Source organism: Streptomyces sp. SolWspMP-5a-2, from assembly GCF_900091845.1.
Taxonomy (GTDB): Bacteria; Actinomycetota; Actinomycetes; order Streptomycetales; family Streptomycetaceae; genus Streptomyces; species Streptomyces doudnae.
The window spans coordinates 15188-34647 of the sequence record NZ_FMCI01000320.1 but is presented as its reverse complement, the minus strand read 5'-3'; the positions used below and the strand labels follow the sequence as shown (position 1 = coordinate 34647).

Here is a 19460-nt window from a genome sequence, read left to right as displayed (position 1 = left end):
CCACGGCGTCCAGGCCGGCGCGGGCGGCACCTTCACCGACTCGGTGCCCGCGCTGGTCGCGGGCGGTGTCCTGATCGCGGGCGCCTTCGCCGCCGCCGCCCACCGGCTGCACCGGCGCGACAGCCGCTGACCCCCGCCCCCCGAGCGGGGCGCCGGGCGCCCGGCGAGCGGGACCCCGGCACACCTGGGCACGCTGGACCCCGGAGGTCCGCCCGCGCCGGAGGGCGTACGGGACGGACAACCGGGCAGACGGGCCGACGGCGACCACCGGACGACGGCCCAGGTCGGCCCGCCGGCGGCCGGAACGGCGCACGCCGGTGGCGGATCAGGTGACGCGCGGAGGCACGGATGCGGCGGACGGACCCCCCGGGGCACGGACCTGTACGGTTCGGGCCCGCCGGTGCCGGGGACGGGCTGCCCGTCCTGGACGCCCTGCGCGACGTCCTCGCCCGCGCCGCCCGCACCGGCGACGAGGAACCGGCGGGCGGCGGCACCGCGATACGCGAGGCGGCCTGCGGCTACTGGACGCGGCGCGGGCTGCCCGTCGACGCCGACCGGGTCGCCGCCGCCCCCGGCGCCCCCGCGCTGCTGCTCGCGCTCACCGCCGCGCTCGGCGGCGACGTCCTGGTGCCCAGGCCCTGCGCCGCCTGGTGGGCGCCCTACGCGCGCCTCCTGGGCCGACCGGTCTTCCACGTCGCGACCCCCGCCGAGTGCGGCGGCGTCCCCGACCCGTACGCCCTCCTGGAGACCGTCCGCCGGATACGCGCCGAGGGCGGCGACCCGAAGCTTCTCGTGCTCTCCGTGGCCGACGACCCCACCGGCACCGTCGCACCCCCCGAACTGCTGCACGCGTGCGCGGAGGCCGCCGCCGCCGAGGGACTCCACCTGGTGAGCGACGAGACCTGGCGGGACACCGTCTTCTCGCCCCCGGGCACCGTGCCGCTCAGCCCCGCCGAGATGCTCCCCGACCGCGTCACCGTCGTCACCGACCTGGCCGGGGCCCTGCTGCCCGGCGGGTGGCCCGCCGCCGTCGCCCGGTTCGAGGCGGGCGAGCGCGGCGCCCGCCTCCACGCGCGCGTGCTCGACGTCCTCACGGCGCTCGGCGCGAGCGTCGCCGCGCCGGTCGCCGCCGCGGCCCGCTACGCCCTCGCCGAGCCCGCCCCCGTCACCGACCGCGCCGCCACCGCCGTCCGGCTGCACGGGTGTCTGGCCACCGCGCTGCACGCCACCGTCGTCGCGGCCGGAGCCCTGGCCCGCCCGCCCCGCGCCGGGCGGCAGCTCTACGCCGACCTGGAACCGCTGCGCCCCGCGCTCACCGCGCACGGCGTCGGCGACGCCCAGGAGTTGGAGGACTTCCTCACCGCCCGGCTCGGCCACCCGGCCCCCGGCGGCCACCGCTTCGGCGACGAACTCGGCGCCCTGCGCGTCCGCTTGACCACCGGTGCGCTGCTCGGCGCGAGCGGTGGTGAACGCGCGGAATGCCTCACCGCCCCCGCGCCGTTGGAACTGCCACACGTGCAACGCGCGTTGACGCAGGTGAAGTCGGTCCTCGAAGACCTTTGCGATGACGCTCAGCGATGGGAGCAGCCTCGATGACGCACCAGTCCGAGTCGACCAGCACCACGACGAGCACCGCCCCAGGTGCCGCCCCCGACACCCCGGCGGAGACCGTCGGCGTGCGCACCGGCACCGCCACCCGGGAGCCCGCCGGGACGACGGCGCCCCACCCGGCGCCCGCGGCGCGCACGCCCCCGCTCCCGCCGCTCGCCGGGCCCCGCCCGACGGAGCGGCCCAGACGCTGGCCGCGCACCTTCCACGACCGGCTCACCACCCCGCTGCCCGGCCTGCGGGCGATGGCCAGGTTCGCCCGCGAGGGCGCCGTCAGGCCCGGACCGGAGGGCCTCGCCGACGTCCCGCTGATCCCCTTCGAACCCGGCCCGCTGCCCCGGGTGGACAGCGACACCGTCGCCGTCTCCTGGGCCGGGCACGCCAGTTGGGTGGTGCGCATCGGCGGCCTGACCGTGCTCACCGACCCGGTCTGGTCCCGCCGCATCCTCGGCACACCCACCCGGGTCACCCCGGTCGGCGTCGCCTGGAGCGCCCTGCCGCGGGTCGACGCGGTCGTCATCAGCCACAACCACTACGACCACCTGGACGCCCCCACCCTGCGCCGACTCCCGCGCGACACCCCGGTGTTCGTCCCCGCCGGGCTCGCCCGCTGGTTCAGGCGCCGCCGGTTCACCTCGGTCACCGAGCTGGACTGGTGGGAGGGGGCCGAACTGGGCGGCGTCCGCTTCGACTTCGTCCCCGCCCACCACTGGTCCAAGCGCAGCCTCGTCGACACCTGCCGCACCCTGTGGGGCGGCTGGGTGCTCACCGCGGCCGACGGACAGCGCGTCTACTTCGCCGGGGACACCGGCTACGGCCACTGGTTCGAGCGGATCGGCCGCCGCTACCCGGGCATCGACCTCGCCCTGCTGCCCATCGGCGCCTACGACCCGCGCTGGTGGCTCAGCGATGTGCACTGCGACCCCGAGGAGGCGGTGCGGGCCGCCCAGGACCTCGGCGCCCGCCGGATGGCACCCATGCACTGGGGCACCTTCGTGCTCTCCGCCGAACCCGTCCTCGAACCCCTCACCCGGGTCCGCGCCGCCTGGGCCCGCGCCGGCCTGGCCCGCGAGGACCTCTGGGACCTCCCGGTGGGCGGATCGAGGGTCCTCGACCCGGCCGGCTGACCCGCGGGTGCCGCACGGGCCGCCGCGGCGGCCACGACCCGTCCCGCGCTACGCGGGACGGGTCCCCCTGACCCGGCGCCACAGGCTCGGCGCCGCGCCGATCAGCACGGTCAGCGCCACCGCCGCGACCACGCCCTCCCACGGCTCGGGGAACAGCGAACCGCCCAGCACCCCGATCAGCTGGTACGTCGCCGCCCAGGCCAGACAGGCGGGCAGATTGCCCCGGGCGAAGCGCCGCAGCGGCCACGCGGCCAGCAGACAGGCCAGCATCACCGGGATCCGCCCGGCCGGGACCAGCCGCGACAGCACCAGGACCGTCACCCCGTGATCGGCGAGCTTGTCCCTGGCCTGCGCCAGCCGCTCCTCCGGCGCCCGCGACCTGATCGTCTCCAGCCACCGCGAGCCGTTGCGGGAGCCCAGCCCGCGCCTGCCCAGCCAGTACAGGGCCGCGTCCCCGAGGAACGCGGCCAGCGACGCCGTCACGAACACCAGCGCCATCGCGAACGGCGCCGTCTGGTGGAAGGCGACCACCGCCGCCGAACTGACCAGGGCGCCGGTGGGTATCACCGGCAGCAGCGCCCCCACGAGCACCAGCAGGAACAGCGTCGGATAGCCGATCGCCTGCTGCGCGGACTCCGCCGACGTCGAGGTGACGGCCAGTGCCATCACCGGGTGGCCTCCAGCCGGACGCTCTCGCCGTGCCCGAGCCGGTGCACCGCCACGCCCGGCGCACGGCGCGCGGCCAGGCGCACGAACTCCTCACCCGGCGCGTGGAACTCGTGGGGGCGCACGGCGTCCATGCCGATCGGCCAGTACGTGCCGTAGTGCACCGGCACCGCGCTGCCCGGCGCCAGCCGCTCCAGCGCCTCGGCCGCCCGCCCGGCGTCCAGATGGCCCTCCCCGAGGTACGGCCCCCAGCCCCCGACCGGCAGCAACGCCGTGTCCACCGGCCCGACCTCGCCCTCCATCGCGTCGAAGAGACCGGTGTCGCCCGCGAAGTACGTGCGCCCCTCGCCCTCCACGACGTACCCGAGCGCGGGGCAGCGGTGCGGGCCGACCGGCAGCCGCCGCCCGTCGTGCCGCGCCGACACCACCCGGACGGCCAGGTCACCGACCCGCACCAGGTCACCGGGCGCCACCTCGGCGACGTCGAGCCCGGCGAGCCTGCGCAGCCCCGGAACCGCCCGGGAGGCACCCCTGGGCACCAGCAGTCTCGTCCCGGGCGCGAGCCGCTCCAGCGACGGGAGGTGCAGGTGGTCGGCGTGCAGATGGGAGACGAGCGCCACCTCGGCGCGCCAGGCGTCCGGGGGTGGCACGGCCCCGCGCCGGCGGCGCAGATGCGCGAGCCGGCGGGCGAACAACGGGTCGGTGAGGACGCGTACGCCGGAGTCCTCCACCGTGCAGGTGGCGTGACCCCACCAGGTGATCTCCACCGGCACCTCTTTGCCTCCTTCGTGCGACTCCCCCGAAGCGTACGGGCAGGAGTAGGGTCGGCGGCGAAACCCGGAGGTGAGGGGGACGCCATGGGACCGGTGCGGATCACGGCCATCGCGAGTCTGACGCCGCTCGAAGAGCTGGACGCGGACCCCTTCCTGGTGGACTCCCGCAGCCAGCACGCGATGTGCGCCCGCTGGGCGGCCGAGCGCGGCTACCGGGTCAGCCGGGAACTGCTGGTGTCCGGACTCCGCGCCGACCACTGCGTCCTGTGGGACGGCGTCCGCGCGGGCGTCGACCTGTTCGTGGCGCCCAGCCACCGGGTGCTGGAGAGCGCCCTGTCGTCCGTCGAGGAGTTCACCGCCGAGTGCGCCCGGCGTGGGGTCCGGGTCGAGACCGTCGGCAGCGCCGAACCCGCCTACGACGCCCAGATGAAGGCCCACGTCCACCGCAGGCTCTCCATGCCGACCGCCGGGTACGACGGCCGCTAGGCCGTGTCTGACACATCCCGCCCGCCCCCGGCCCCCGGCGCCCTCCCGCGGACGGCGGCGCCGCCGCGCCCCGCCGGGTCTCCCGCGCGCCCCGGGCGGGGGAGCCGTCCGCTACCGCCCGGGGTCCGGCCGGGGCCGTGTGGCAGGGTTGAGGCGCGGGTCCGCCGAGGTGACGGACCGGGACGTGAGGTGGGCGGGCGTGGGCGGCGGGCGGTGGCGGCGGGTCGTCCGCCAGACGGGGCGGAGCATCACCGTGTGGGCGGCCTCCACGGTCACCATGCTGGTCCTCGCCGGGCTGCTGCCCGACTTCAGCATCCAGTCCGCCGACGGCGACAGCGCGACCCGCATCGCCGTCACCGCCGCGCTCGGCGCCGGGGCCTTCGGCCTGCTCTCCGCCCTGGTGTGGCCGCTGCTGGTGCGGCTGCTGCTGCTGGTGCCCGCCCTCGTCCTCGGCCTGCTGGTCTTCTTCCTCAACGGCGCCCTGCTGCTGCTCGCCCTGCGCCTGAACCCGGCCTCGCGCGGCGGGGCCGCCCCGGAGACGGCCGTCGTGGTCGCCGCCGTCATGTCCGCCGTCGCCTCCGCCACCGGCGGCGCCCTCGCCGTCCGCGACGACGACGCCTACCGGCGCCGCCTCTACCGCCTCGCCGACCGCCGCAGACGCCGTCACCCGCCCTCCCCGGCCGTCCCCGGCACCGTCTTCCTGCAACTCGACGGCGTCGGCCACGACGTGCTGCTCGCCGCCGCGGCCCGGGGACTCATGCCCACCGTGGCCCGGCTGCTGACCGACGGCACCCACCGGCTCACCCCCTGGCGCACCGACTGGTCCAGCCAGACCGGCGCCAGCCAGCTCGGCATCCTGCACGGCAGCAACCACGACATCCCCGCCTTCCGCTGGTACGAGAAAGACACCGGCGAGGTCATGGTCTGCAACCGCCCCACCAGCGCCGCCGAACTCCAGCGCCGGGCCGTCGAGCGCACCGGCGACGGCGGCCTCCTCACCCGGGACGGCGCCAGCCGCGGCAACCTCTTCGGCGGCGGCGCCGACGAACAGGCCCTGGTGCTCTCCATCGCCGCCCGCCGCCGGGACCGCAGCACCCGCTCCCGGGCCGGATACTTCGCCTACTTCTCCGACCCCGCCAACGCCGTGCGCACCGCGCTGTCCTTCGGCGCCGAGATCGCCCGCGAGATCGTCCAGTCCACCCGCGCCAGGACCCGGGGACAGCGCCCGCGCGTCGGCCGGGGCGGGCTCTACCCCGTGGTGCGCGCCTTCGCGACCGTCGTGGAACGGGACGTCGTCGTGGCCGCCGTCATGGGGGACATGCTCGGCGGGCGCACCGCCGTCTACGCCGATCTGGTCGCCTACGACGAGGTCGCCCACCACTCCGGGCCGCACAGCCCCGACGCCGACCAGGTCCTCGCCCGCCTCGACCGCTCCCTCGCGCTGATCGAGAAGGTCGCCGAGCACGCCCCGCGCCCCTACCGGATCGTGCTCCTGTCCGACCACGGCCAGAGCCCCGGGGAGACGTTCAGGGCCCGCTACGGCCTCGGCCTCGCCGACCTGGTCAGGGCGGGCTGCGGACTGCCGGTGCCGCGCCGGGCCCGCCGCACCCGCAGCGGCGCCGAGGCCCGCGCCGCCGTCCGCGCCGCGCTGCGCCGCCCGGTCGAGGAGGGCACGGACGAGCACCGGGGCGGCCGCCGCTCCGAGCCGATCGTGCTGGCCTCGGGCAACCTCGGCCTGGTCTCCTTCCCCGACGTGCCGCACCGCATGACCAAGGAGGAGATCGACGCCCGCCACCCCGCGCTGCTCACCACGCTCGCCCACCACCCGGGCGTCGGCTTCCTGCTGGTGCGCAGCGAGGCGCACGGCGGGGTCGTCCTCGGCGCGCACGGCGCCGAGATCCCGCTCGACCGGCTGGACGAGGACCCCGGCCCGCTCGCCGCGTTCGGGCCGGGCGCCGCCGACGCCGTCCGCCGCACCCACTCCTTCCCGCACACCGCCGACATCATGGTCAACTCCTGCCACGACCCCGACGACGGGGAGGTCCTCGCCTTCGAGGAGCAGATCGGCTCGCACGGCGGCCTCGGCGGCGCCCAGGGCCGCCCGTTCCTGCTCTCCCCGCTCGAACTGTCCGCGCCCGTCGAGGACGGCGGGGAACTGGTCGGCGCCGAGCGGGTGCACCGGGTGCTGCGTCGCTGGCTGCGCGAGTCGGACGGGCCCCAGGTGCCGCTGACCGGCGCGCGCGAGGAGCGGGACCGCAGGGTGGCCTGAGACAGGGGGAGGCGGAGTGTGATCGGATGGGAACCCGTACTCGCAGGCAACAGCCCTGATCCGAAAGGATTCACCGTGGCCACCACGCGCTCCGCACACACCGTCTGGGAAGGCAACCTCCTGGAGGGGAACGGCGTCGTCACGTTCGACTCGTCCGGCATCGGCGAGCAGCCGGTCTCGTGGCCCTCGCGCGCCGAGCAGGCGAACGGCAAGACCAGCCCGGAGGAGCTGATCGCCGCCGCCCACTCCAGCTGCTTCTCGATGGCGCTGTCGCACGGCCTGGCCGGCGCGGGCACCCCGCCCACCAAGGTCGTCACCTCGGCGGACGTCACCTTCCAGCCCGGTGAGGGCATCACCGGCATCCACCTGACGGTCGAGGGCACGGTCCCCGGCATCGACGCCGAGGCGTTCGCCGCGGCCGCCGCCGACGCCAAGGCCAACTGCCCGGTCAGCCAGGCCCTGGCCGGTACCACCATCACCCTGACGGCCAAGCTCACCTGACGTCACCGCCGCTCCACCCTCGGTGCCGCGCCCGGTCCCCGGTGCGCGGCACCGCCGTTCACGGGTACCCGGCATTGACAACGACCCAGCCAGGTCCTGTGCTGGAACGAGGGAAGTGCCCGGCGGAAGGGGACAGCCATGTCACGCGCGGTCGGGATCGATCTCGGGACCACGAACTCGGTGGTCGCCGTGCTCGAGGGCGGCGATCCCACGGTGGTCGCCAACGCGGAGGGCGCAAGGACCACCCCGTCCGTGGTCGCCTTCGCGAAGAACGGTGAGGTGCTCGTCGGCGAGGTCGCCAAACGGCAGGCCGTGACCAACGTGGACCGCACCGCCCGCTCCATGAAGCGGCACATGGGGGACGCCGGCTGGCGCTTCCCCGAGGACGGCGCCGTCGACGGCACCCGCTACCGGGCGCAGGAGCTGTCCGCCCGGGTCCTGCAGAAACTGAAGCGGGACGCGGAGGCGTACCTCGGCGAGGACGTCGGCGACGCCGTGATCACCGTCCCCGCCTACTTCGACGACGCCCAGCGGCAGGCCACCAAGGAGGCCGGGGAGATCGCCGGTCTGAAGGTGCTGCGGATCATCAACGAGCCGACCGCCGCCGCGCTCGCCTACGGCCTCGACCGGGGCGAGGAGCAGACGGTCCTCGTCTTCGACCTCGGCGGCGGCACCTTCGACGTCTCCCTGCTGGACATCGGCGACGGTGTGATCGAGGTCAGGGCCACCAACGGCGACACCCTCCTGGGCGGTGACGACTGGGACCAGCGGATCGTGGACTGGCTGGTCACGACGTTCAAGGGGAAGTACGGCGTCGACCTCGCCCAGGACAAGATGGCGCTGCAACGGCTGCGCGAGGGGGCAGAGAAGGCGAAGATCGAGCTGTCCAGCTCCACCGAGACGGCGATCAACCTGCCGTACGTCACGGCGTCCGCGGAGGGCCCCCTGCACCTGGACGAGAAGCTGACCCGGGCCCAGTTCCAGGAGCTGACCGCCGATCTCCTCGACCGGTGCCGCAAGCCCTTCGACCAGGCGGTCAAGGACGCGGGCGTGCGGGTGTCCGCGATCGACCACGTCATCCTGGTCGGCGGCTCCACCCGGATGCCCGCCGTCACCGACCTGGTCAAGGAACTCACCGGCAAGGAACCGCACAAGGGCGTCAACCCTGACGAGGTGGTGGCTGTCGGCGCGGCCCTCCAGGCGGGCGTCATCCGCGGCGACGTCAAGGACGTGCTGCTGCTCGACGTCACCCCGCTCTCCCTCGGCATCGAGACCAAGGGCGGCATCATGACCAGGCTCATCGAGCGCAACACCACGATCCCCACCCGGCGTTCGGAGATCTTCACCACCGCCGCCGACAACCAGCCCTCGGTCGGCATCCAGGTCTACCAGGGCGAACGCGAGATCGCCGCCTACAACAAGAAGCTCGGCGTCTTCGACCTCACCGGGCTGCCGCCCGCGCCGCGCGGCCTCCCGCAGATCGAGGTCGCCTTCGACATCGACGCCAACGGGATCATGCACGTCTCCGCCAAGGACCTCGCCACCGGGCGCGAGCAGAAGATGACGGTGACCGGCGGCTCGGCCCTGCCCAAGGACGACATCGACCGCATGATGCGGGAGGCCGAGGAGTACGCCGACGACGACCGCAGGCGCCGGGAGGCCGCCGAGACCCGCAACCAGGCCGAGCAACTCGTCTACCAGACCGAGAAGTTCGTCCGGGACAACGAGGACAAGATCCCCGCCGGGACCAGGAGCGAGGTGCAGGGCGCGGTCGACGAGGTCAAGGCGCTCCTCGGCCCGGCCGACACCGACACCGGCACGCTCCGCGCGGCCGTCGACAAGCTCGGCGCCGTCAGCCAGCGGATGGGCCAGGCGATGTACGCGCAGGCTTCGGGCGCCGAGGGCGAGCGGGAGGCGCGGGGCGGCGCGGACGACGGGGACCGCACGGCGCCGCCCGGCGGCGAGGACGACGACGTCGTCGAGGCGGAGATCGTCGACGACGACCGCGAGGGAAAGGGCGGCCCGGCCTGACCCCACCGGGTCACCACATCGCCGGGTTCCCACATCACCGGATCCCCCGTCAACGGGTCACCGCACCACCAGGTCCCTCATCAACGGGTCACCGCACCACCGGGGCACCGGGGCACCGGGTCACCGGACCGCGAGACCGAGGCACCCGAGGGACCGGTTACGGCGGTGGTCTGCGGGACGGTGGTGGCGTGGGGCGGGGGAGCGGCAGCGCCGCGCAGACCGCGTCCAGCACGGACGCGTACGGGGTGCCGAGCGCGGTCAGCCGGGCCCGCAGCCCCTCCAGGCCCGCCCGGTGGTCGGTGAGCAGGCCCGTCTCCCCGGTGCGGGCGGCCAGTTCGAGGACCGCGGGCAGGAAGTCGGGCGGCTCGTCCCCGGCGAACTCCAGACCGTGCGCCCGGTACGCGCGCGCGTAGCGGGCCAGGGAGCCGTCGTCCGCCGCGCCGTCCGCCCCCGCCCACCGGCTCAGGTACAGACCGGGCCGGGGGCCGAAGACCCGCTCCCACTGCGCCCGCAGCTCGGCCGCCGGGGTGACGGCCGCGTGGTCGGCGAACTCCCGCACCTGCGGGGCCGCTTCGCGCAGCAGCGGCAGCCGCGCCAGGAGACCGTCGTCGGGCCGGGTCAGACAGAGCGCGGCGGCCTGGTACAGCACGGCGTCCGAGGGCATCAGATCCCCCCGGCGCCGTCCGTGGTCCGGCGTCCGCGCGCTCCTCGCTTCCGTGCCACCCCTGCTCCCTCGGTCGGTCCGTGCCTCGACGCTAGGGCCGGGCCGCGCGGCGCACCCGTTCACGGCACCCGTACGGGTCAGGGCTTGCGGGCCACCCCCGCGTACACCGGCACCACGCCCTCCGCCTGCGCGGCCACGTCCTCCGGCTCCGGACGCCACCCGGAGACCGGGATCACCCCGGGGCCCAGCAGGTCGAGGCCGGTGAAGAAGCGGTAGAACTCGGGCAGCGGACGCGGGTGGAAGGGGGTGCCGCCGCTGCGGAACAGCTCGGCGGCCCTGGCCACGCCCTCGGGGTTCAGGTCCTGGGTGACCTGGGAGAGGATCAGGTGGCTGCCGGGCGCGAGGGCCGCCATGTACCGCGCGACCAGGCCGTGCGCGTCGTCGTCGGCGTCGTCCAGGTAGTGGGTGAGGGCGATCAGGCAGAGCGCGACCGGGCGGTCGAGGTCGAGGGACTCGGCGGCCAGCCGCAGGATGGTGTCCGGGTCGCGGACGTCCGCGTGGACGTAGTCGGTGCTGCCCTCCGGGGTGCTCTGCAGGAGCGCCTCCGCGTGCCGCAGCACGATCGGGTCGTTGTCGGCGTACACCACCCGGCACTCCGCCGCCGCGGTCTGCGCCACCTGGTGCAGGTTCGGCTCGGTCGGGATGCCGGTCCCGATGTCCAGGAACTGGCGGACGCCGGACTCCGCCGCGGCCCGTACCGCGCGCCGCATGAACCGGCGGTTGGCCCGCGCCCCGCGCACCGCCGTGGGGTCGGCGGCCAGGATGCGGCGGGCCAGTTCCTCGTCCACCGGGTAGTTGTCCTTGCCGCCCAGCCACCAGTCGTAGACCCGGGCGGGGTGGGGCCGCCTGGTGTCGATCGGGGCGGGTCCCGCGGGTGCGGTGTCGGGTCCGGTCATGCGCTGACGTCTCCTCGGTGCTCGAAGGTCCGTTCGGAAAGGTCGTGCCGGGAGAAGGAGAGGGAGAGCGGGGAGAGAGGGAGAGGAGCGGGGACGGGGGAGGGGAGCGGGGGGAGGGAGAAGGAGGGGGCGGCGGTCCAGGTGCCGGGTGCCGGGGGCCGGGCGTCCGGGGTCAGAAGGTTTCGCGGTACTCGCGCAGGATCTTGCGGGTGCGCTGGGCGGAGGCGGCGCGGGCCGTCATGTGGTCGAGGACCTCCAGGTGCGCGGAGACCTCGTCCCGCGAGTCCAGGTAGAGCGCGCCGGTCAGATACTCGGTGAACACCATGTCGGGCAGTTCGGGCTCGGCGAACCGGAACAGCGTGAACGGGGCGTACGTCCCCGGGTGCGGGCCGTCGGCGAACTCGGCGACCTGGAGGGTTATCCGGTCCCGCTCGGAGAGGTCGAGCAGCTTGTCGAGCTGGTCGCGCATCACCTCGCCGTGGATGCTCACCGGGCGCTTCAGCACCGTCTCGTCCATGACCACCCACAGGTGGGGCGGGTCCGCGCGGTCCAGCAGCCGCTGCCGGGTCATGCGCAGCGACACATGGCGCTCCAGGGCCTCGGCGCCGCTCTGCCCGACCGTGCCGCTCTCCATCACGGCGCGCGCGTACCCCTCGGTCTGGAGCAGGCCGGGCACGAAGTGCGGCTCGTAGGAGCGGATGATCTGGGCGGCGCCCTCCAGGCTGACGTACAGACTGAACCAGTCGGGCAGCACGTCGTGGAACCGCTGCCACCAGCCGGGTTGGTTCGCCTCCTCGGCCAGCGCGACGAAGTCGGCCGCCTCGTCCTCCGGGACGCCGTAGCGCAGCAGCAGCACCTGCACGTACGGGATCTTCAGCGCGACCTCGGCCATCTCCATCCGCCGGACGGTCGCCGGAGCCACCCGCAGGATCCTGGCCGCCTCCTCACGCTTGAGGCCGGCCGCCTCCCGCAGCTCCTGAAGCCGCTTGCCGAGCACCACCTGGCCCACGGTGGGCGCGGGACGCCGCTCACTCACGTCACGCCTCCCCTACGCGCCGAAGTATGCGCGAAGCAGTGTGCCACGTTCCGCTGTCATCCTCACCGTGCCCCCGGTGAGGCGCGTGCCACTCCCGCGGGCCTCCTCCTCCCATTACCCCGGGGGTAATCGACCCGCAGCCCGGCGCGCGGGAGCGTGGGGGTGCCGGGTCCCGGGCCGGCGCACTCCGGTCCGGGACCCGGTACCGCGTCCGGCCCGGGGCGCGTCAGGAGAGCAGTTCCTGGAGCGCCTTGACGGTCGCCGGGTCGGCCGGGAGCAGCGTCTCGACGGCGAGTTCGGCCACCGTCACGTCCATCGGGGTGTTGAAGGTGGAGATCGACGACACGAACGACAGGATCTGTCCCTCGTGCTCGATCCGCATCGGCAGCGCGAAGTGCGGTGCGGGCGACGGGGGTTCGGCGACCGCGTCCGGCGCGGGCTCGGGCGCCGGATAGGCGGCCACCTCGTCGTACAGCGCGCGCAGCGGCTCGGAGCGGGACAGCGCGATCTGCCGCCGCATCTGGTCGAGCAGATGCCCGCGCCACTCGGGCAGGTTGCGGATGCGCGGCGCGAGGCCCTCCGGGTGCAGCGTCAACCGCATGGTGTTCAGGGGCGGTTGCAGCAGGTGCTCGGGGACCCCGTCCAGCAGCACCGCCACGCCCCGGTTGGCGGCGACCACGTGGTAGGTCGCGTCGACCACCAGCGCCGGGTAGGGCTCGTAGCACCCGATCAGCCGCTCGATCCCCTCCCGCAGCGCGCCCAGCGCCGGGTCGTCCAGCGGGGTCTCCGGGTAGTGCGGGGCGTAACCGGCCGCCAGCAGCAGGGCGTTGCGGTCACGGACCGGCACGTCCAGGTGCTCCGCGAGCCGCAGCACCATCTCCTCGCTCGGCCGGGAGCGGCCCGTCTCGACGAAGCTGATGTGCCGCGCCGACGAGTCCGCGCGCAGCGCCAGCTCCAACTGGCTGACCCTGCGCCGCTGTCGCCAGGCCCGCAGCAGCGGCCCCACGCCCCTGCCGGGAGCGGACGGCACGACGGCGCGGGGAACGGAGGGGGTCTCTGGGGGCACGACTGCGGTCATGGCACCGACGGTAACCGACCGCCGGACGCGCCCGTTCGCGTCCGTGTCCGGAGGACGCGCCTCTGTGGCAGGCTGGAAGAAGGCACTCCGCCGCTCGGGAAGGAGCGAGGTCATGCCCCCGCACGCCCTGTCGCAGCAGGAGATCGACGCCCGGCTCGCCGACCTCCCCGGCTGGTCCGCCGAAGGGGACCGGCTCACCCGCGAGTACCGCCTCGACAGCCACTTCGCGGCGGCCGCGATGGTCGTCCACATCGCCCGGGTCCAGGACGAACTGGACCACCACTCCGACCTCACCCTCGGCTACCGCTCCGTCACCCTTTCGGTGACCACGCACAGCGCGGGCGGCGCCGTCACCGAACGCGACGTGCAGCTCGCCCGCAGGGTGCAGGCGCTCGCCCCCGGCCACGGCGCGACGTGACGCGGTGCTCGACTACGACGAGGAAGCCGACGCGTACGACACCCTCCGGGGCGGCGAACCCCGCGCCGCCGCTGCCGCCGACGCCGTCCTGAGCCTGGTCCCCGACCGCGCCGGACGGCTCCTGGACGTCGCGTGCGGCACCGGCATCGTCACCCGGCGGATCGCCGCGGCCCGGCCCGCCCTGCGGGTGACCGGCGTGGACCTGACGGACGGCATGGCGCGCCGGGCCGCCGACCGCCTCCCCGGCGCCGTCGTGCGCGGCGACAGCCGGGCGCTGCCCTTCCCCGACGACGTCTTCGACGTGGTGACCAGCGTGTGGCTGCTGCACCTGTTCGCCGACCCGGCCGACACCCGGGCGGTGATCGCCGAGTGCGCGCGGGTGCTGCGCCCCGGCGGGGTGTACGTCACCACCGTCGACAAGGCGGCCGCCCACGACGTGGGCAGCGACATCGACGCCGTCCTCGCCTCCCGGCCGCGCCGACCCGCGTCGGACGCGGCGGCGGTGGTCGCGGAGCACGCGCTCGCGCACCTGCTGTCCCCGGCCGGGCAGACGCGGTTCACCGGCCGCGGACAGGGCCGCAGCCCCCGCCGCACGGTCACCGACCTGCGCCGAGGCTGGTTCACCACGCTCCCGCCCGGCGACCCGGCGCAGGAGCCCTTCGCGACCCGGCTCGCCGCCCTCCCCGACCAGGAACGGCCGCGCCCCGACCCGGAGTTCACCCTGCACGCCTTCCACAGCGCCGTATCGGCGGAGGGGTAGCCCGCAGCGACGGGAACGCTGTCGGAGAGGGGTGAGGCCCTCGGCCCGGCACGGGAGCGCCCCCGGCACGGGAACGCCCCCGGTGAGGGCGGGCACCCCCGGCCCGGCACGGGAATGCCCCGGCGGCCGGCACCCTCGCGCCTTCCCCCCCCCAGACACGGCACGCCGATGCCCGGCGTGCCCCTCCGATGTGGCCGGAAATCGCGGCAACGCGGGCCGTCACGGCGGCGACGGAGAGGCGGAATCCGTCCGTCCTCTCTGGAGGTCCGTCCCGTGCAGCACCCGCACCCGCACGCGCATCCGCAACCCCGCCCGCCCCGCAGACGCCGCGCCGCCCTCGCCGCCCTGACCGCCGCCACGGCGCTGGTCGCCGCCGGGCTCACCGCCCTCGGCGGCGGCACCGCCCAGGCCGCCACCGCACGGCAGGTCGAGGCGCTCGACCGGGGCGTGGTCAGCGTCCACACCGGCACCGGCAACCTGATCACCTGGCGCTGGCTCGGCACCGACCCCGACAGCGTCTCCTTCAACGTCTACCGCGCCGGTACGAAGGTCAACGCGACGCCGGTGACCGGCTCCACGAACTACTTCCACGCCGGGGCGCCCAACTCGGCGGACTACACGGTCCGCGCGATCGTGAACGGCGTCGAGCAGGCCGACTCGGTGCACGCGATCCAGTTCCGCACCGGGTACAAGGACGTGCCGATCAGCCCGCCGGCCGGCGGCACCACCCCCGACGGCGTCGCCTACACCTACGAGGCCAACGACGCCTCGGTGGGCGACCTCGACGGCGACGGCCAGCTGGAGTTCGTCCTCAAGTGGCAGCCCACCAACGCCAAGGACAACTCCCAGTCCGGCTACACCGGCAACACCGTCGTCGACGGCGTCAAGCTCGACGGCACCCGGCTCTGGCGGATCGACCTGGGCCGCAACATCCGCTCCGGCGCCCACTACACGCAGTTCCAGGTGTACGACTACGACGGCGACGGCACGGCGGAGGTCGCCATGAAGACCGCCGACGCCACCGTCGACGGCACCGGGGCGGTGATCGGCAGCGCCTCCGCCGACTACCGCAACTCCAGCGGCTACGTCCTGTCCGGGCCCGAGTACCTGACCATGTTCAACGGCCGGACGGGCCGGGCGATGGGCACCGTCGACTACGTCCCGGCGCGCGGCACGGTGTCGTCGTGGGGCGACTCGTACGGCAACCGGGTGGACCGCTTCCTGGCCGGGACCGCCTACCTGGACGGCGCCCGTCCCTCGCTCGTGATGGCCCGCGGCTACTACACCAGGACCGTCATCGCGGCCTGGGACTGGCGCGGCGGCGCCTTCACCCGCCGCTGGACCTTCGACACCAACTCCTCGACCAACACCGGCAAGGGGTACGACGGCCAGGGCAACCACCAGTTGGCGATCGCGGACGTCGACGCCGACGGCAAGGACGAGATCGTGTACGGCGCGATGGCCGTCGACGACAACGGCAACGGGCTGTGGACGACGAAGAACGGCCACGGCGACGCCCTGCACGTCGGCGACCTGGACCCGTCCAGAGCGGGTCAAGAGGTCTTCAAGGTCGACGAGGACAGCTCCAAGCCCGCCTCCTACCTGGCCGACGCGCGCACCGGGCAGGTGATCTGGTCCACGCCCGCCAACGGCGACAACGGCCGGGGTGTCGCCGGGGACATCTGGGCGGGCAGCGCGGGCGCCGAGTCGTGGTCGTCGGCCGACAGCGGGGTGCGCAACCCGAAGGGGACCGTGGTCGCCTCCCGCAAGCCGTCCAGCACCAACTTCCTCTCCTGGTGGGACGGCGACACCGTCCGTGAACTCCTGGACGGCACCCACATCGACAAGTACGGCACCTCGGCCGACACCCGCCTGCTGACCGGCTCGGGCGTCCACTCCAACAACGGCACCAAGGCGACGCCCTCGCTCTCCGCGGACATCCTCGGCGACTGGCGGGAGGAGGTCGTCTGGCCGACGACCGACAACACCGCCCTGCGGATCTACTCCACGCCGTACGAGACGGGCACCCGCATCACCACGCTCCTGCACGACACGACCTACCGCACGGCCGTCGCATGGCAAAATACCGCCTATAATGTGCCGCCCCACCCGAGCTTCTTCATCGGGGACGGGATGGCCACCGCGCCGCGGCCCGCGGTGTACACGCCGTAGGACCCGCGCGGACGACGAGGGCGCGTACCGGACTCCGGTACGCGCCCTCCCCGTTCAGCCGACCGCGCAGCTCTGCCCGCCCAGCGTGAACGAGGCCGGTCTCGCGTTGCTGCCCGACCAGGTGCCGGTGAACCCGAAGGCCACCGAGGAACCCGCGGCCACGGTGCCGTTCCAGGCCACGTTCTTCGCCGTCACCGCCGCGCCCGACTGGGTGAAGTCGGCGTTCCAGAGCTGGCCGATCCGCTGGCCGTTGCCGAAGGACCAGCCGAGCGACCACGAACTCCAGGCCGCGGTACCGGTGTTCTTGAGCTGGACGTCGGCCTGGAAGCCGTCCGCCCACTGGTTGGTGATCGTGTAGGTCACCGCGCAGGCGCCGGTCGGCGTCGGGTCGCTCCCGCCACCGCCGCCTCCACCGCCGCCCCCGCTGGTGTCGGAGCTGTCGCCGTAGACCACGCCCCGGCCGTTGGTCGACACGTACACCCGGCCGTAGACCCGCGGGTCCCCGGTGATCGCGCCGCCGGTCCAGCCCCACTGGTGGGCGTCGTCGTTGATCCGGGTCCAGGTCGCGCCCTTGTCGGTGGACCGGAAGATGCCCCGGACCCCGCCGATCCGCGCGCTGGTGAACAGCGTCTGGTAGGCGGCTCCGGTGGCCGCCTTGCCGAACCCGATGGTGTCGGCCTGCTCGACGCCGGACAGCTTGGTGAAGCTCGCGCCGCCGTCGGTGGAGTGCCACAGGCCGTAGGCGCCGTCCGCCGCGCCGCCCGCGAGCCAGACGTCGCCCTTGGTGCCGGGCAGCGCCTTGAAGCGCACGCTGTCACCGGCGGGCAGGCCGCTCGCCGCGGAGGCGGTGAAGGTCGCGCCGCCGTCCGAACTGACGTAGAACCCGCCCGACTTGAAGCCGTAGAAGGTCTTCGGGTCGACCCGGTCCGACTCCACGACCGCGCCCGCGGGGATGCCGGAGGAGGCCGACCAGGACGAGCCGAAGCCGGTCGTGTACCGCACGCCGGTGCCCGCCGGGCTCCACACGAACCGGCTGCCGTCGGCCGCCGCGGCCACCGTCCCGCCGCCGCTGACCCCCGAAGGGTCGCTCCCGGCGAACCAGTTGGCGCCGTTGTCGGTCGAGAACGCCACGTGCGGACCGGAGTCGAGGTCGCCGACCCGCACGACCGTGTTCGGGTTGGACTCGGCGAAGTCCAGGCTCGTGGTGGAGGTGAAGGTGGGGGAGGTGTACATCATCGCCGGGACCTTGGTGAGGTCCGTGTGCCGGAAGCCGCCGATGTCACCGAGGGCGCTGAGCAGCGGGGCCCCGGACGGCGGCGACGCCAGGTCGTTGACGGCCGTCTCCTCCAGCCCCTGCACCATCGGCTTCACCGTGAACGTGGCGCCGCTGTCCCACTTCGTGAGGTTCTCGGTGCCGTACAGGGTGGCGCCGGTGCCGTACATCATCCGGTCCGAGTCGAACGGGTCGATCTCCAGCGACTCGGTCATCCACCCCAGTTTCGGGGTCTGTTCGGGCGGCTGCGGACTGGCGCCGAAGGTGAGCCACGGCGACGACGACACGTCCATCGTGTAGCGGTTGGACCGGTTCGGGTACGACGTGTAGTCCCACGCCCTGGTCCAGGTGGCGCCGCTGTCCGTGGAGCGGAAGATCTGCGTCTCCGGCCACCAGGAGCTGTACGCCGTGGCCATCACCGTCCCGGGACGCTGCCGGTCCACGGTCAGGCCGCTGAAGCCGTAGTAGGTGTCCGCCTCCGCGACCGGGCTGATGTTCGTCCAGGTGCCGCTCGCCGTCGCGTACCGCCAGACCTGGCCCTTGCCGCCGTCGTACGGGCCGCCCTTGTCGCTGTAGGCGAGGTAGAGGTAGCCGTTCTTCGCGTCCAGGACGCCCTTGTGGGCGAGGTACCCGGTGGGCTGCCCGGCGACCCGGCTCCAGGTCGCGCCCGCGTCCGTCGAGCGGTACACGGAGTTGGCGGTGTCGGCGACCCCGACGTAGACGGTCTTCGTCGCGGTGCCCGCGGTGCCCGTCGACTCGTCGAAGGTGACCCAGACGATGCCCTGGTTGTCGGAGGCGTAGCCGCTGGTGTCGGTCGGGTCCTGGACGTAGGTGCCGACGTTGGGGAAGTCGGTCACCTGCGACCAGGTGACCCCGGAGTCCGTCGAGCGCCACAGGCCCTTGCCGCTGGGCGCCCCCAGGTACAGCACGCTGTTCCTGTTCGGGTCGACGGCCAGCCGCTCGCCCATGCCCCGGCCCGGCATGTTGCCGCCCAGCTTGAACGGCAGGTCCGTCTTCTGCCAGCTCGCGCCCCGGTTCGAGGAGCGCAGCACGGCGCCGTCGGTGGGGTCCCAGCTGTTGGTGTACGTGCCGACGGCCGCGTACACCTTGTCCGGGGCGACCGGGTCGGAGGCGAGGCTCACCACGCCGGTGTGGCCCCAGTCGGCCCAGCCGACCGAGTCGAGCAGCGGCGTCCAGGTCTTCGTCGCCTGCTGCCAGCGGTAGGCGCCGCCGATGTCGGTGCGGGCGTAGGCGAGGTTCTTCTCGGTGCGGTTGAAGACGATCCCGGGGACGAAGCCTCCGCCGTCGATCCGGGCGTTCTTCCAGGTGTACGTGTCGGCCGCCAGTGTGGGGGGTGCGGGGCTGCCGGCCGCGAGCGCGGGCGGGGTGCCGGCCAGCAGACCGGCCGCGAGCGCCAGCACCGCCGTGAGAATGCGGGTTCTTCGCACGGTACGGGTCCTTCCTCGTCCGAGGGGGAAACGCAGGGGGAAACGCAGAGGGAAACGCGATGCCGGGCGGCCCCCAGTGCGGGTGGGGACCGCCCGGCGGATGGCCCCGCCGTCAGGTGGCGGGGCCGCGCACACGGAGCTTTCGCGCGGACCCCGGGGACCGCGGGCACGGTCCCCGGAGCACGCCCGGCGGG

The 19460-nt window shown here is 74.4% G+C and carries 16 protein-coding genes; 9 read left to right on the top strand and 7 right to left on the bottom strand.

The genetic code is table 11. The features are described from left to right. Positions 1–348 precede the first annotated feature (348 nt). Together GA0115242_RS31730 and GA0115242_RS31725 are read left to right on the top strand one after the other, a co-directional pair. Entirely contained in the window at positions 349–1596 is a 1248-nt protein-coding gene (locus GA0115242_RS31730; RefSeq protein ID WP_093834637.1) for an aminotransferase class I/II-fold pyridoxal phosphate-dependent enzyme, read from the top strand. Then, positions 1593–2735 (top strand): MBL fold metallo-hydrolase, encoded by a 1143-nt coding sequence (locus GA0115242_RS31725; RefSeq protein WP_093834635.1) that lies wholly within the window; start codon positions 1593–1595, stop codon positions 2733–2735. The genes GA0115242_RS31730 and GA0115242_RS31725 overlap by 4 nt, the downstream gene beginning before the upstream one ends. Positions 2736–2783: 48 nt before the next feature. Here the strand turns inward: GA0115242_RS31725 and GA0115242_RS31720 are convergent, their stop codons facing one another. Both GA0115242_RS31720 and GA0115242_RS31715 read right to left on the bottom strand, forming a co-directional pair. After that, the gene (locus GA0115242_RS31720; RefSeq protein ID WP_093834633.1) at positions 2784–3401 is read right to left on the bottom strand and encodes a DedA family protein; all 618 of its coding nucleotides are present in this window, start codon (positions 3399–3401) and stop codon (positions 2784–2786) included. Continuing rightward, positions 3401–4174 carry an MBL fold metallo-hydrolase gene (locus tag GA0115242_RS31715; protein WP_161353384.1) on the bottom strand — a complete coding sequence of 258 codons (774 nt, stop codon included), beginning with the start codon at positions 4172–4174 and terminating at the stop codon, positions 3401–3403. The genes GA0115242_RS31720 and GA0115242_RS31715 overlap by 1 nt, the downstream gene beginning before the upstream one ends. Positions 4175–4258: 84 nt before the next feature. On the opposite strand from GA0115242_RS31715, the gene GA0115242_RS31710 reads away from it, so the two are divergent. The 4 genes from GA0115242_RS31710 (at position 4259) to dnaK (ending at position 9461) form a co-directional block, all read left to right on the top strand. Further along, the gene (locus GA0115242_RS31710; RefSeq protein WP_093834631.1) at positions 4259–4660 is read left to right on the top strand and encodes a hypothetical protein; all 402 of its coding nucleotides are present in this window, start codon (positions 4259–4261) and stop codon (positions 4658–4660) included. A gap of 199 nt (positions 4661–4859) precedes the next feature. Next, positions 4860–6929, top strand: coding sequence for an alkaline phosphatase family protein (locus tag GA0115242_RS31705; protein ID WP_093834629.1), 2070 nt, complete (start codon positions 4860–4862; stop codon positions 6927–6929). Positions 6930–7004: 75 nt separating this feature from the next. Beyond that, a complete protein-coding gene (locus GA0115242_RS31700; RefSeq protein WP_093834627.1) occupies positions 7005–7430 on the top strand; it encodes an OsmC family peroxiredoxin in 426 nt (141 codons plus the stop codon). Positions 7431–7568: 138 nt separating this feature from the next. Beyond that, on the top strand, positions 7569–9461 hold the full coding sequence (dnaK, locus tag GA0115242_RS31695; protein WP_093834625.1) for a molecular chaperone DnaK: 1893 nt from the start codon (positions 7569–7571) through the stop codon (positions 9459–9461). 157 nt (positions 9462–9618) lie between these two features. Here dnaK and GA0115242_RS31690 read toward each other — a convergent pair whose 3' ends face one another. The 4 genes from GA0115242_RS31690 to GA0115242_RS31675 all read right to left on the bottom strand — a co-directional run bounded on the left by GA0115242_RS31690 (position 9619) and on the right by GA0115242_RS31675 (position 13195). Next, positions 9619–10125, bottom strand: coding sequence for a nitrate reductase molybdenum cofactor assembly chaperone (locus GA0115242_RS31690; RefSeq protein WP_093834623.1), 507 nt, complete (start codon positions 10123–10125; stop codon positions 9619–9621). Positions 10126–10262: 137 nt separating this feature from the next. After that, a complete protein-coding gene (locus tag GA0115242_RS31685) occupies positions 10263–11081 on the bottom strand; it encodes an SAM-dependent methyltransferase (protein WP_093834621.1) in 819 nt (272 codons plus the stop codon). Positions 11082–11253: 172 nt separating this feature from the next. Continuing rightward, positions 11254–12117, bottom strand: a complete 864-nt coding sequence (locus tag GA0115242_RS31680; protein ID WP_093834620.1) for a helix-turn-helix domain-containing protein — start codon at positions 12115–12117, stop codon at positions 11254–11256. A 226-nt stretch (positions 12118–12343) separates the two neighbouring features. After that, the gene (locus tag GA0115242_RS31675) at positions 12344–13195 is read right to left on the bottom strand and encodes a helix-turn-helix domain-containing protein (protein WP_093834618.1); all 852 of its coding nucleotides are present in this window, start codon (positions 13193–13195) and stop codon (positions 12344–12346) included. A gap of 112 nt (positions 13196–13307) precedes the next feature. Here GA0115242_RS31675 and GA0115242_RS31670 point away from each other — a divergent pair, with 112 nt between their 5' ends. From GA0115242_RS31670 to GA0115242_RS31660, 3 genes are all read left to right on the top strand, one after another. Then, positions 13308–13613, top strand: a complete 306-nt coding sequence (locus GA0115242_RS31670) for a 4a-hydroxytetrahydrobiopterin dehydratase (protein WP_093834616.1) — start codon at positions 13308–13310, stop codon at positions 13611–13613. Positions 13614–13617: 4 nt separating this feature from the next. After that, positions 13618–14373 (top strand): class I SAM-dependent methyltransferase, encoded by a 756-nt coding sequence (locus tag GA0115242_RS31665; protein ID WP_093834614.1) that lies wholly within the window; start codon positions 13618–13620, stop codon positions 14371–14373. Between the two features lie 273 nt (positions 14374–14646). Beyond that, positions 14647–16545, top strand: a complete 1899-nt coding sequence (locus GA0115242_RS31660) for a rhamnogalacturonan lyase (RefSeq protein WP_093834612.1) — start codon at positions 14647–14649, stop codon at positions 16543–16545. 54 nt (positions 16546–16599) lie between these two features. On the opposite strand, the gene GA0115242_RS31655 is transcribed toward GA0115242_RS31660, so the two are convergent. Next, the gene (locus GA0115242_RS31655) at positions 16600–19266 is read right to left on the bottom strand and encodes a cellulose binding domain-containing protein (protein ID WP_093834610.1); all 2667 of its coding nucleotides are present in this window, start codon (positions 19264–19266) and stop codon (positions 16600–16602) included. Between the last annotated feature and the right edge of the window lie 194 nt (positions 19267–19460).